Annotated in this window: 9 protein-coding genes; 3 read left to right on the top strand and 6 right to left on the bottom strand. The window is 67.9% G+C overall.

Translation table 11 applies throughout. The features are described 5' to 3' along the window. Positions 1–13 precede the first annotated feature (13 nt). From cydD to AC4EEV_RS19275, 3 genes are read right to left on the bottom strand one after another with little or no spacing between them, the layout of a single operon-like run. On the bottom strand, positions 14–3,469 hold the full coding sequence (gene cydD, locus AC4EEV_RS19285; RefSeq protein ID WP_491329740.1) for a thiol reductant ABC exporter subunit CydD: 3,456 nt from the start codon (positions 3,467–3,469) through the stop codon (positions 14–16). 1 nt (position 3,470) lies between these two features. Then, positions 3,471–4,520, bottom strand: a complete 1,050-nt coding sequence (cydB, locus tag AC4EEV_RS19280) for a cytochrome d ubiquinol oxidase subunit II (RefSeq protein WP_491329739.1) — start codon at positions 4,518–4,520, stop codon at positions 3,471–3,473. Positions 4,521–4,564: 44 nt separating this feature from the next. Beyond that, positions 4,565–6,169, bottom strand: a complete 1,605-nt coding sequence (locus tag AC4EEV_RS19275; protein WP_133832239.1) for a cytochrome ubiquinol oxidase subunit I — start codon at positions 6,167–6,169, stop codon at positions 4,565–4,567. Positions 6,170–6,431: 262 nt separating this feature from the next. Here AC4EEV_RS19275 and AC4EEV_RS19270 point away from each other — a divergent pair, with 262 nt between their 5' ends. Then, positions 6,432–6,815, top strand: a complete 384-nt coding sequence (locus AC4EEV_RS19270) for a BlaI/MecI/CopY family transcriptional regulator (RefSeq protein WP_018761089.1) — start codon at positions 6,432–6,434, stop codon at positions 6,813–6,815. 6 nt (positions 6,816–6,821) lie between these two features. Beyond that, a complete protein-coding gene (locus tag AC4EEV_RS19265; RefSeq protein ID WP_018761088.1) occupies positions 6,822–7,814 on the top strand; it encodes a M56 family metallopeptidase in 993 nt (330 codons plus the stop codon). A 40-nt stretch (positions 7,815–7,854) separates the two neighbouring features. Here AC4EEV_RS19265 and AC4EEV_RS19260 read toward each other — a convergent pair whose 3' ends face one another. Continuing rightward, positions 7,855–9,963: a DNA gyrase/topoisomerase IV subunit B gene (locus AC4EEV_RS19260; RefSeq protein ID WP_109864050.1), complete on the bottom strand. Its 2,109-nt coding sequence runs from the start codon at positions 9,961–9,963 to the stop codon at positions 7,855–7,857. A 255-nt stretch (positions 9,964–10,218) separates the two neighbouring features. Between AC4EEV_RS19260 and AC4EEV_RS19255 the strand changes: the two genes are divergently transcribed. After that, the gene (locus AC4EEV_RS19255; RefSeq protein WP_018761086.1) at positions 10,219–10,440 is read left to right on the top strand and encodes a DUF7455 domain-containing protein; all 222 of its coding nucleotides are present in this window, start codon (positions 10,219–10,221) and stop codon (positions 10,438–10,440) included. A 162-nt stretch (positions 10,441–10,602) separates the two neighbouring features. Here AC4EEV_RS19255 and AC4EEV_RS19250 read toward each other — a convergent pair whose 3' ends face one another. Together AC4EEV_RS19250 and AC4EEV_RS19245 are read right to left on the bottom strand one after the other, a co-directional pair. Next, the gene (locus AC4EEV_RS19250) at positions 10,603–11,916 is read right to left on the bottom strand and encodes an RNA polymerase sigma factor (protein ID WP_018761085.1); all 1,314 of its coding nucleotides are present in this window, start codon (positions 11,914–11,916) and stop codon (positions 10,603–10,605) included. Between the two features lie 305 nt (positions 11,917–12,221). Beyond that, a complete protein-coding gene (locus AC4EEV_RS19245; protein ID WP_491329738.1) occupies positions 12,222–13,550 on the bottom strand; it encodes a DUF4192 family protein in 1,329 nt (442 codons plus the stop codon). Between the last annotated feature and the right edge of the window lie 92 nt (positions 13,551–13,642).

The raw sequence follows: 13,642 nt of genomic DNA, 5'->3' as shown, positions 1-13,642 counted from the left end.
GCGGGCAGCAGGCTCAGCGCGACGCTGGCACGCGGTCCCCGGGCACGCCGGACACGGCCGGAAGTTCCAGCCGGGCGTCCGTCCCGGCGATATCCGCCCCGTTGTGGGTTACCAGGACCACGGTACGGTCCCGCAGCCCCCTGCGAAGGTCCGCCAGCATGGCTGCGGCAGCTTCCGCATCCAGGTGGGCGGTGGGTTCGTCCAGCAGGATCACGTCCGCGCCGGTCAGCAGAGTCCGCGCCACGGCCAGGCGCTGCCGTTCGCCGCCGCTGAGGAAGGCGCCGCCGGGGCCGATCCTGGTATCCAGGCCGGCAGGCAGCCTCTCCACCAGCCCGTCAAGTCCCACGGCGGCCAGCACCGCGCCCAGGTCATCATCGGAAACCGGCGGCCCACCAGTCCCGGCGGCACGCCCCAGCAGCAGGTTGCCCCGGATGGTGGAATCGAAGAGGTGGGCCTCCTGCGGGCACCAGGCCGCGCGGCCGGACACCTGGGCCCGGCCCGCCGCCGGCGCCAGGAAGCCGAGCAGGACGGAGAGCAGGGTTGATTTCCCCGAACCGGACGGCCCGGTGACTACCAGCCAGCGGCCGGGCTCCGCCACGGCATCCAGCCCCGTGAAGACCGGGGGCCCATCCGGCCATGCAGCGGCCAGCTCCGTCAGCGCTATGCCCGGGGCGCCGCCGTCGCGGGCCGGGAGGGCGTGCAGCCCGGAGGTATCCCCGTCCGGAGAGGCCACGCCCGCGCCGCTGCCGGACGGACCGCCGTCCAGGGCCCCGGACTCCCCCACCCGCTGCAGGACCTCACGCAGGGCAGGGAACTGGCGCACCGCCGTCGTCATGGCTGCGTAGGGTTCCACGAGCGCGAGCAGAAGCAGCACCACCACGGCTGCCGTGGCCGGGGCAACCCGGGCAGCCAGTACGTCGGGGCCGGCAAGCCAGGCAGCGGCCAGGGCCGCGGCACCGCATCCGATGGTGGCAATGGCGTGTCCCAGCCCGTCCGCCCAGGCGGAGCGCCGCGAGGCGTCCGTCGCCTCCCGGTCCTCGGCCCGGAGCGACTCGAGCACGGGTGCTGCCAGGCCGTTCGCGTGCAGGTCTGCCCGGGCGTCCAGCGCCGCCGCTGTCCGCCGCAGCACACCGGAGCGCAGGGACTGCTCGGCAGTGGCCGACCGCCGGTCCCCCCACAGGGCGGCCGCCGGCGCGAGCAACAGGCCACCGGCAGCTGCGCCGATCACGGCAGGCAGCGCGGCGGGCACCAGGATTCCCGTGGCAGCCAGGGCCAGGGCGGACACTGCGACCGCTGTGACGGGCGGCAGGACCACGCGTGGCAGGAGGTCGCGGATGGTGTCGACGTCGTCAATCACCGTTCCCAGCACGTTGCCGCCCTGCAGGAGCCGGCGCAGCGACAGGGCCCTCCGGCTGAGGGATTCCCAGAGCCTGCCGCGCAGGCGGGTGAGGGCGGCGAAGACGGCATCGTGGAGCAGCAGCCGTTCCCAGTAGCGGAGCACCGCGCGGCCGATGCCAAAGAACCGGACGCCCACAATAGCGGTCAGCAGGTAGAGGATGGGCGGCTGTTCGCTGGCCCGGATGATGAGCCACCCGGAGAGGCCCGACAAGGCGACGGCGAAGATGGCCGCCAAGGTGCCCACCACGGCTGCGGCCGCAAATTTGCCGCGCACCGGTTCCAGGAGCGCCGCGAGGAGTCCAGCCGCGCCCGAGGTGGACCGGGCAGTACGGTTGGTGCCGCTGCGGTCAGTGCCGGGTGCGCTCGACGCGGCATCAAGGGATGAGGGGTCTTCGGACGGCGGATTGCCCGTGCCGGCGTAAGCGGCCATGACCGGGGCATGCGGGGGCTCGTGCGGTTCCACGGCCTGCCCGGGACCTGCCACCGGAACCAGCTGGTCCGCAAGGTGCCGGGTGCGGTGGTTGTGGGCCACCAGGATCACGGTCACCTGGCCGCGGAGTCGGCGGATGGCATCTTCGACGACGGCGGCGGACGCGTCGTCCAGGTGCGCGGTGGGTTCATCGAGCAGCAGGATCGACGCCCCGGCATCAATCCTGGCCAGTCCGCGGGCCAGCGCCACCCGGCGCAGTTCCCCGGGGCTCAGCTCCGCCTGGTGTTTGGCCGCCAGGTGGCCGGCGCCTGCCCGCTCGAGGCAGCTCCGGGCGGCATCTTCGGCGGCGAACCGGTCCGGGCCGTGGCCCGGGTCCCGTGTCAGGTACAGCAGCACCTCGTCCAGGACCGTCGGGGCCACCATGACGGGGTGTTGCGGCACCCAGGCAATGGCAGCGCGGTCCAGTCCCCTGATCGAGCCCGAAATACTGGTGCCGTTGCCCGCGCCGACTGTCCCGGCCAGGACGCCGAGGATGGTGCTTTTGCCCGCACCGCTGGGGCCGTCAAGGGCGGTGATCCTGTCAAGCGGCGCGGTGAAGGTGAGGGGCCCGACGGCGGTCCCGGACCGCCCGGCATAGCGCACCGTCAGGCCGGTCACTTCGAGGGGGGCGCCCGGCCGGCCGGCTTTGGCGGCGGGCAGCGGTGCCGCCTCGGGGGCGCCGGTCACCGCTGCCGCTTCCGCCAAAGCCACGCGGCCATCGTCACTGGCGTGGTGGGCGGTGCCCAACTCCCGGAGCGGGAGGTAGCAGTCCGGTGCCAGGAGCAGCGCCAGCAGGCCTGCCTCCAGCGGCATGTCCCCGTGGACCAGGCGGACGCCGATGAAGACCGCCACCACTGCCACCGAGATGGTGGCGATGAGTTCCAGCGCCAGCGCGGAGAGGAATGCGGTGCGAAGGGTGCCCATCGTGCGGGAGCGGTATTCCTCGGAAATCTCTTCCAGGGCTTTGCGCTGCGCGGTGGCACGGCCCAGGCCCACCAGGACCGGCAAGCCCTTGGCGAGTTCGAGCATGTGCGCTGACAACCGTGCCAGCGACGCCTGGGCCTGGCGCACGCTGTCCTCGGTGTAGCGGCCTATCAGCACCATGAAGACCGGGATCAGCGGGACCGTGAGGACGATGACCACGGCGCTCACCCAGTCCGCGAAGAGGATCCGCGCCCCCAGGAGCAGCGGGATGGCCGCGCAGTTGACCAGGGCGGGCAGGAACTGGGTGTAGTAGTTGTCCAGTGCGTCCAGTCCGCGGGTTGCCAGCACCGCCAGGCCTCCGTCGCCGGGCCCGGATCCGCGGACGCCGGTGCGGAGGGCATGCTCCAGCAGCCCGGCGCGCAGCTCCTCCTTGACCCCCAGGGCGGCGCGGCGGGCCGCGACGGCCTGTCCCCAGACGGTCAGGGACCTTAGCACCACGCCGGCAAGTCCGGCGGTGATGTGGGTTCCCCACGCGGGGTTGCCGGCCACCAGTCCGGCCAGGACGGCTGCCACCGCCTGGCCGATCAGGACGAGCGAGAGTGCCTTGAGCGCCGCCAGGACCCCCAGCCAGTAGATCGCTGACCGGGTGGACGGGCCTGCGGGGAACGTTGGCCGCACGTCAGCCCTTGATGGTGAACGCCTTGGCGGCCACGGCCGGCAGGAAGCTGTGGGCTTCCGGGATGTGGGCGGCGCTGACGCGGCGGCGGAACACCCAGTAGGTCCAGGCCTGGTACGCGATCACCAGGGGAAGGCCAACGGCTGCGACGATGCTCATCAGGCCCAGGGTGTAATCCGAGGAGGAGGCGTTGGAGATGGTCAGGTCAAAGGCACTGTCCAGCGTGGAAGGCAGCACCACCGGAAACACCGCCCCGAAGATGGCAGTGGTGCCCAGCACCAGGAAGGCGCCCAATGCGAGGAATGCCCGTCCCTCGGAGCCCTTCCGGGCCAGCAGCCAGGCCGTTGCGGCAGCGCCCACGGCGAGGACGACGGCGGCCCAGGTCCAGGGCTTGCCGTCCATGAACTGGATGGCAAGGGCCCATGCGGCAATCGGCAGGAGCAGGACAGGCAGGAGCCGCACGAACCACCGGCGCGCACGGTGCCGCACGTCGCCGTCGGTCTTCAGGGCCAGGAAGGCCAGGGCGTGCAGCAGGGAGAATCCCACCACGGCCGCACCCCCCAGCAGGGCGTAGCCGCTGAACCATGCCAAGGGGCCACCTTCCCGGTCGCCGTTGGCGTTCAGCGGCAGGCCGGTGGTGGTCAGGGCCAGGGCGGCTCCAACGCCGAAGGCCGCGAAGAAGGAGCCCAAGGCAATGGCCCAGTCCCAGCGGTTCCGCCAGCTGTCGGTATCCACCTTGCCTCGGTATTCGAAGGCCACGGCACGGAAGATCAGGGCCAACAAAACCACCAGGAGCGGCAGGTAGAGCGCGGAGAACAGGGAGGCGTACCAGAGCGGGAAAGCCGCGAACGTTGCGCCGCCGGCGGTCAGCAGCCACACCTCGTTGCCGTCCCATACGGGTCCGACGGTGTTCAGGAGCACCCGGCGCTCGGTGTCGTTGCGGGCGAAGATCTTCATCAGCATCCCGACGCCCAGGTCGAAGCCCTCCAGGAAGAGGTAGCCGGTCCAGAGCACCGCGATGGCGATGAACCAGATGGTGGGAAGCAGTTCCATTGTTCGTTTCCTCTGCTCGTTGGAGCCTGTTGGGTCCGGTGCGGCTAGTAGGCGAAGGCTAGGACGTCGTCGGCGGCCCTGGCTTCCCCGGTGCCGCCGTCGCCCGGGGTCCGGTCCTCATTCTCATCGGCCGGTGCGTGGGCAAGTTCGGGCATCGCGGAGACCACGCCGCCGCGGATGTACTTCACCAGCAGTTTCACTTCCACCACCAGCAGGACGGCGTAGACGGCGGTCAGTGCCACCAGGGAAGCGATCAGCTCGCCCGCGGAGACCCCGGGGGAAACGGCGGCGGCGGTGAACATGAACACCTGGTCGATGCCGCTGGGGTCCGGGTTGGGGGCCACAACGAACGGCTGGCGGCCCATTTCGGTGAAGATCCAGCCGGCGGCGTTGGCGCCGAAGGGTGCCAGGATGCCGAACACTGCCAGGCGCATCAGCCAGCGGGATTCCGGTACCGTCCCCTTGCGGGTGATCCAGAGTGCCACCAGCGCGGCCAGGGCGGCAAGGCCGCCAAAGCCGATCATCATCCGGAAGCCCCAGTACGTGACTTCCATGACGGGTACGTACTGGATCTCCTGGCCGGCGCGGTCACCGTAAATCGGGTTGTCCGGCAGGTTGGTTCCGTATTTCTCCTTGTACTCGGGCAGCAGGCTGTTGACGCCCTTCACCTCGGTGGTGAAGTCACCCTTGGCCAGGAAGGACAGGATGCCGGGGACCTCGATGACTGCCACGACGTCGTCGCAGTTCTTCGATCCCACGTTGCCGACGCTCAGGACGGAGAAGCCCGTGCCGTCGTGGCAGGCAGCTTCGGCGGCGGCCATCTTCATGGGCTGCTGCTGGAACATAAGCTTGCCCTGGAGGTCACCGGTGACCGCTGTGCCTGCGAACGAGATCATGGCCACCACGGCGCCGATGCGCAGGGACCGGATCCACACGCTGTAGTCGGCGCGGTCCCGGCCGGGGATGCGGGCGTCCTCACCGGGGATGGCCCGGCCGTCGGCACCCACGGTGTCGACGCCGTCGTGCCGCCTCCGCCACAGGTGGTACCAGGCGATGCCGAGGAGGAAGCCGCCGGCTACGGCGAGGGCGCCGAACAGGGTGTGCGGGACGGCCACCAGGGCAGTGTTGTTGGTGAAGACTGCCCAGGCGTCGGTCATCACGGGCCGGCCGTTCACCATTTCCACGCCCACCGGGTGCTGCATCCAGCTGTTGGCCACGATGATGAAGTAGGCAGAGAGGGCTGAGCCGATGACGGCCACCCAGAGGCAGGCGAGGTGGATGGCCGGCTTGAGCTGTTTCCAGCCGAAGATCCACAGGCCCAGGAAGGTGGACTCCACGAAGAAGGCCAGGAGGGCTTCCAGCGCCAGCGGGGCGCCAAAGACATCGCCCACGAACCGGCTGTACTCACTCCAGGCCATGCCGAACTGGAACTCCTGCACGATGCCGGTGGCGACGCCCATGATGAAGTTGATGAGGAACAGCTTCCCCCAGAACTTGGTCATCCGCAGGTATTCCGGCTTGCCGGTGCGGTACCAAGCGGTCTGGATCACCGCTACCACGAGGCCCAGGCCGATGGTCAGCGGCACCATCATGAAGTGGTAGACGGTGGTGATACCGAATTGCCAGCGTGCGATTTCCAAGGCGTCCATGGCAGTCCCTACTGTTAGCAGTGCAGTTTTCTACGCTTCGTAGAAATCTAACTTCTACACAGTGTAGAACATTATCGGTGGCTGCAAAAAACCATCCGCCACACCCCTAGGATGGCGCGTCCCGGCCCGCCACGCCAGATGTTCTACCATATGTAGAAAGAAGCAGGGTTTCGGGGTAAATTTAGTTCTGTAGTTGAACAGCCGCGTGACGTCATCGGCGCAGCGAAAAGCGCACGGTGCGGGGAAATAAAGGAAAAGTGAAATGGCTAGTCTTGGTGAACTGGAACGGGCGGTCATGGACCTGCTCTGGGCGGGCCAGGAAGCAGCTACGGCCAACACCCTGAGGGACCAGTTGGCGCGCTCGTCGGCTGCACAGGGCGGGGCGGGCCACGAGGGCAAGGAACTGGCTGTCACGACTGTACTTACCGTGCTCTCCCGGCTGGAGAAAAAAGGGCTGGTGGAACGCGAACGCGGCACCCGCCCGCACCGCTACCAGGCTGTTTCCAGCCGCGCCGACCACACTGCCGAACTCATGCATGAGGTCCTCGGGTCAGCACCCGACCGCGAGGCAGTCCTCGCCCGCTTCATAGGATCGGTCTCCGAAGGTGAAGCCGCTACGCTGCGCAAACTGCTTGGCCACCTCTAGCAAACCATGTTCTGGGCCTCGTACCTGCTGGCGGTCCTTGCGATAGTCCTTGCGTGGCCGGTGCCGATCCTCCTTTCGAAGGCACAATGGCCGGCCAGGTCGCCCTTCACCGCGATGCTGCTCTGGCAGGCGATCGCCCTCGCAGGTGGCTTGTCCATGATCGGCGCCATGCTGGTCTATGGCCTGGAGCCGATTGGCGACAACCTGGTGGCCGGCCTTCGGGCCCTCGCCGGCATGGTACTTTTCAGCGCTCCCACCACGGCATTGGGGTTCTGGCACATCTTCGCCCTGTCCGCCGCGGCCCTGCTGACCGCTCACCTGGTCTTCACCCTGCTGCTCACCTACTACAAGATCCAGCGGCAGCGGCGGCGGCACCGTGAACTCCTGGCCCTGCTGGCCTCACCGTCCGGACAGGACACCGGAACCCTGGTCATCAGCCATGATTCCCCGGTGGCCTACTGCCTGCCGGGTGGGGCCCGCTCTGTGACCGTCCTGTCGGACGGCCTGATGGCCGCCCTCGAGCCGGCTGAACTCCGCGCCGTCCTCATCCATGAGAACGCCCACCTGAGCCAACGGCACCACCTGCTGCTCTGGGCGTTTGCCGCCTGGCGGCAGGCGCTGCCGTGGCTGCCCACCACCCGCCTTGCCCAGGAATCGGTCAACTCACTCATCGAGATGCTGGCTGACGACGTCGCCCTGCGGACCGAGAGCAAGGCGACCCTGATCAAGGCCATCGCCATCGTCGCCAGCGGCTCGGCAGCGAACCCCGAAGCTGGTGGCATCCGGCCGTCCTCACCCAGCCTGGCGCTTTCAGGGCTGGAGGCGGCCTCCATGGGACCGGGCTCGGACGCGGTCCGGACTGCAGCGTCCAGGGTCAGCCGCCTGCTGACACCCCAGCCCCAACTGCCGGCCGCGGCCCGCAGTGCCGTCCTGGCCGGCTGCATCCTGCTGCTCGCGCTGCCAACCGCTTTGCTCGTGGTTCCGGGGCTGCTCGGCTGACCTGCCGCCGCGGTGGTTGACCTGCCGAAGGCCGGCACCCTCAGGCGTCGATGCGCTCCCGGTCAAGGCTGGACGCCCCGGCGATGATGAAGTCCTTGCGCGGGGAGACATCCGAACCCATCAGGAGGTCGAAGATCTCCTCCGCCTGCTGGGCATTCTCGATGCCCACCTTCCGAAGGGTCCGGTGGCGTGGGTCCATGGTGGTCTCGGCCAGTTGCTCGGCGTCCATCTCCCCCAAGCCCTTGTACCGCTGGATGGGTTCCTTGTACCGCTTCCCCTCCTTGGCCAGGCGCGCCAGCAGCACGTGGAGCTCGGCTTCGGAGTAGGTGTAGATCATCTCGTTGGCCTTCTGGCCGGCGTTGATAACCTCCACCCGGTGCAGCGGGGGAACCGCCGCGAAGACCCGGCCTTCGAGGATCATGGGCCGCATGTAGCGGAAGAACAGGGTCAGCAGCAGGGTCCGGATGTGGGCGCCGTCCACGTCGGCGTCCGTCATGAGGATGACCTTGCCGTACCGGGCGGCGCTGATGTCAAAGCTGCGGCCGGAGCCGGCGCCCACCACCTGGATGAGGGCCGCGCATTCGGCGTTGGAGAGCATGTCCCCCACCGATGCCTTCTGTACGTTCAGGATCTTGCCGCGGATGGGCAGCAGGGCCTGGAAATCGGACGAGCGGGCCAGCTTGGCGGTGCCGAGGGCGGAGTCGCCTTCCACGATGAAGAGTTCGGAGCGTTCGACGTCGTCCGTGCGGCAGTCAGCGAGCTTGGTGGGCATCGAGGACGTTTCCAGGGCATTCTTGCGCCGCTGCGTCTCCTTGTGCACGCGGGCCGAGATGCGGGACTTCATCTCGTTGACGATCTTTTCCAGCAGCAGGGCCGACTGCGCTTTGTCGTTCCGGTTGCTGGAGGTGAGCTTGGCGGTGATCTCCCGTTCCACCACCCGCGCCACGATGGCGCGGACGGCGCTGGTGCCGAGGATCTCCTTGGTTTGCCCCTCGAACTGCGGCTCGGCGAGCCGGACGGTCAGGACTGCGGTCAGGCCGGCGAAGATGTCGTCCTTGTCGATCTTGTCGTTGCCGGCCTTGAGCTTGCGGGCATTGGTTTCCACGGCTTTGCGGAACGTCTTGACCAGGGCTTGCTCGAAGCCGGACTGGTGGGTGCCGCCTTTCGGGGTGGCAATGATGTTCACGAAGCTGCGGACGGTGCTGTCGTAACCAATGCCCCAGCGCAGGGCCACGTCCACTTCGCAGTCCCGTTCGACCTCCGCCAGCTGGCTGTGGCCCCGTTCGTCCAGGACAGGGACGGTTTCCTTGAACTTGCCGGAACCGTGCAGCCGCCACACATCGGTGACGGCCGGATCGGCGGCCAGGAATTCGACGAACTCCGAGATGCCGCCGTCGTGGTGGAAGATTTCTTCGTGCGGGCCTGCCTCACCGGGGGTTCCCGGGAGCTTGCGTTCGTCGCGCACGGTGAGCTTGAGCCCGGGAACCAGGAACGAGGTCTGCCGGGCACGGGCTGCGAGGTCCTCGTAGGAGAACTTCGCGTCCGGCGTGAAGATCTGCCGGTCCGCCCAGTAGCGGATGCGGGTCCCCGTTACTCCGCGCTTGGCCTTGCCCGTGACGTCCAGGACAGAGTCGTTGACGAACGGCGTGAAGGGCGCTGCCGGATCGGGCTTGGACCCGGTGTCCTTGAACCGGCCGGGTTCGCCGCGGCGGAACGACATCCGGTAGGTCTTCCCGCCGCGGTCCACCTCAACGTCGAGGCGTGAGGAGAGGGCGTTGACCACTGAGGCGCCAACGCCGTGGAGGCCGCCGGACGCGGTGTAGGAGCCACCGCCGAACTTGCCGCCTGCGTGCAGCTTGGTGAATACCACCTCGACGCCGGTGAGCCCCGTCTTGGGCTCCTTGTCGATGGGAATGCCGCGGCCGTCGTCGTGGATTTCGACGGAATTGTCCGCGTGAAGGATGATGCGGATGTCGTGGCCGAAGCCTGCCAGGGCCTCGTCCACCGAGTTGTCGATGATTTCCCAGAGGCAGTGCATAAGGCCGCGCGAGTCGGTTGAGCCGATGTACATGCCCGGGCGCTTGCGGACAGCTTCGAGCCCTTCCAGGACGGAAAGGTGCCGGGCGGTGTACTCAGAGCTTGGTGCCACTGGTGATGAACTCCTTCAGGGACGTGGGAGCGGCACTGGAACCGCTCCCTCTAGGGTAGTCGGCGGCAGCGACAGGAGCCTGCTGCCACACCCGCCGGCCGCTGTGCGGCGCGCCACGGGCAGGGTCCCGGCAGTCGGTGGGACATTCTTGACCCAACCTTGCGGATACGCGCACAGCGAACTTGCCCCATCCTTGCGATGGATTGGATACGAATGCTGGTTATATAGATGTACTGATCTACTAAGGAGGCCGACATGACAACAGCAGTGGCAGACCGCACGCTCAACGCACTGGACCGGTGCGACCGTTGCGGAGCTCAGGCATATGTCCGGGTTGTACTCGAGTCCTCCGGCGGTGAGCTGCTGTTCTGCGGCCACCACGCCCGTGCAGTGGAGGCAACGCTTAAGCCGTTGAGCTCCGACTGGCACGACGAGACGGGAAAGCTTCACGAGAAGGCTCCCGTCGAGATCGACTAGATGAGGCATCGGTAACAACGAACCCGGTGGGACCTGTCCGAATGGATGGGTCCCACCGGCGTTTAACCATCCCTACGGGGAACCTCACAGGGGTTAAAGCCAAGCCGCCCCGAGCCCACCGCAGGGTGGGGTCGGGGCGGCCTGGCTTCTTGCGCTGGAAATCTAGTCCAGGTAGTCGCGCAGCACCTGCGACCGTGACGGGTGGCGGAGCTTGGACATCGTCTTCGATTCGATCTGCCGGATCCGCTCGCGGGTGACTCCGTAGACCTTGCCGATTTCGTCTAAAGTCTTCGGCTGTCCGTCGGTGAGGCCGAACCGCATGGCAACGACGCCTGCTTCGCGCTCGGAGAGGGTATCCAGTACCGAGTGCAGCTGTTCCTGCAGCAGGGTGAAGCTCACTGCGTCGGCAGGGACCACCGCCTCGGAGTCCTCGATCAGGTCACCGAACTCGGAATCGCCATCCTCACCCAGGGGAGTGTGCAGCGAGATTGGTTCGCGGCCGTATTTCTGGACCTCGACGACCTTTTCCGGAGTCATGTCCAGTTCCAGCGCCAGTTCCTCGGGCGTGGGTTCGCGGCCGAGGTCCTGCAGCATCTGGCGCTGGACGCGGGCCAGCTTGTTGATGACCTCAACCATGTGCACCGGAATACGGATGGTACGGGCCTGGTCGGCCATGGCGCGGGTGATCGCCTGCCGGATCCACCAGGTGGCGTAGGTGGAGAACTTGAAGCCCTTGGTGTAGTCGAACTTCTCCACGGCGCGGATCAGGCCCAGGTTGCCTTCCTGGATGAGGTCCAGGAAGAGCATGCCGCGGCCTGTGTAGCGCTTGGCCAGGGAAACCACGAGGCGGAGGTTGGCCTCCAGGAGGTGGTTCTTGGCGCGCTTGCCGTCGTGGATGATGAATTCGAGTTCGCGCTTGTACTTGGGGTCCATGGTGTCCCCGTCGGCAGCGATCTTTTCTTCGGCGAACAGTCCGGCTTCGATCCGGAGAGCCAGGTCGACTTCCTGCTCGGCGTTGAGCAGTGCCACCTTGCCGATCTGCTTCAGGTAGTCCTTGACGGGGTCGGCGGTGGCGCCGGCGGACATGACCTGCTGGACCGGAGCGTCGTCGTCGTCGGCGTCGGAGTAGACAAAGCCCTTGCCGCTGCCGGCGGCACCCTTGACCGGATCGGCGTCGGCATCCTCGACCGCGTCGGGGCCTTCGAGGACGATGTCGTCGATGTCCTCCTCGACCTCCTCGACGTCGTCCGGGTCAACGTCACCGGTGGACTTGCCGGCAGCCTCTGCTGCAGCCTTGGCGCCCGGTTTGGGCCCGCGCTTCTTCGGCTCGCGCTTGCCGTCCGCTGCAGCCTCACCGGACGAAGCCTTGTTGGCTGCCCGCGTAGCTGCCCGCTTGGCGTTGGTCGCGGCCTGCTTCTCCTCAGGGGACAAGACGTCCTGGGCGGCGGAATCCTTCTTCGTGGAAGACGGGGTCACAGAAAACCTTTCTAGCGGTGGTCTGTGGAATCACCATACGGGCAACACCACTATGACCCTGTCAAGTCCGTGGTGGAAACCAAGCGCCACCACGGCCGGCAGAGTCACTTAAGACAACTCCCGGAGCGGCTGTAATGTTCCCTTGCGGGCACGGTTACAAGCACTCGATACACGGACCCAACCGGGTCTCGGCATCCATTGTCTCATGATTTGGCCGAATCCGGCCTCTCCTGCCGGCATCCATTACCACCCCAGCGCTTCCGGCGCCCCTGAAAGGCGTGGCCCGGGGCCACCACGGCCGGGCGTCAGACCACACCTCCGCGCTCCGGCCCAAAGGGATCCGGCCCGAATTTCTGCCAGGCAGCGTCCTTCCGCGCCGCCCAGCCGCAGAGCGCACCCCGCGCGACAATGTCCAGCAACAATTCCGCCAGCCTGTACCCGGGCTCAAGCCGGAGCGCCTCGCCCAGGTAGGCGGCCGCGTACGATCCGCGGCCGCGGCACCAGGCTATCCATCCCCTGCCGGACAAGGCAGCAGCCCCGGCCCGTCCGCCCGGCGCTGCCAAGTGTTCAAGGACGCGATCCAACATGTCCAGGGCCGCCCAACAGGGCACCTCAGGCGCCACTCCCATCAGGATCTCGCCGTAACCGGCAACCGGAGGGCCGGCGGGGTTCAGCAAACGTGGCCGGCGGTCCCGGCCCAGCCGCGCAGGCGCTGTTGCAGCCCCGAACCCCGGCGTCCGCAACCGCGGCGCCGTGTCCCGGCATGCGGCCGGCGAGGCCGACGGCGCGGACACGGCGGAGTCGCCGGCAACCTCAGTGGCACCCACATCGTCAAGGGCCCCGAAAAGCTCAGCTCCTGCCTCCGCGGCGCTCCTGCCCGCTGCTGCCATGACCAGAACGGCATCGCGCCAGGTCGGCACGAAGATGGTGGCGCGAAGGAACGCATCGCGCTCGGCGTCCGGTTGCCACGGCGTTGCGGCCGGCTGGCCCAGGATCCTCTCCCAGAAATCCAGCACGGAGCTGAACTGGGCCCTGCTCCGGGTCCGCCCGGCCAGTTCTTCCATCCAGCCGTCCTCCCGCGCCAGGACGGAGGCCACATATTTGCCCGGCAGCGCCGGCAGGTGCGCAGTGCCCGATCCCGGCGCTGCCTCGATGCTGCTGCCCCGGTACACCATCTCGGCATTAAGCGTGCTGTCCCTGATCTGCTGGACCGGGCGGCCGGGCGGTGGGCAACACGACGAGTCCCGGCACAGGGCGTCCCGCCAATACGCGTCGCCCACGAACCACGCGTGACGGACAGGCATGCCCGCCTGGTCCAGGACAGCCTGCACGTCGCGGACCAGTTGGTCGTAGGCGGTAGGCGGCGCCGCCCCGGCGTCGGTGGTAAAAATCGCCAGCAGCGAGCCGTCGGCCTCAACGTCAGACTGCAGGTAGCGGCGGACGGCGCGGGCGAACCCCGACGGGTCCACCTGTGTCTCCAGGTCGGGAAGGTCAAGCCGCAGCGTGGCTCCCAGCGTGGTGCCGCGCAAGGTCATGGCCACGAGACTCGATGCCGGCCAGTATCCCAGCGAATGCGGGATGAAGCCGAGGATGTCTTCGGGGCCGTGGACTGTCAATCGTTCCGGAGCTGTCATGGCTCCAGCATTGGCCCCCTGCCGCGCAGCGCGCACCGGGCCGTTCGGCTATGTGGGAAACCCGAGCGGTGGAGGACCAGTGGCCTGCGCCC

The organism is Pseudarthrobacter sp. MOO14, from assembly GCF_058267675.1.
The sequence above is the reverse complement of the archived record's forward strand: the minus strand, read 5'-3'. Positions and strand labels throughout refer to the sequence as shown.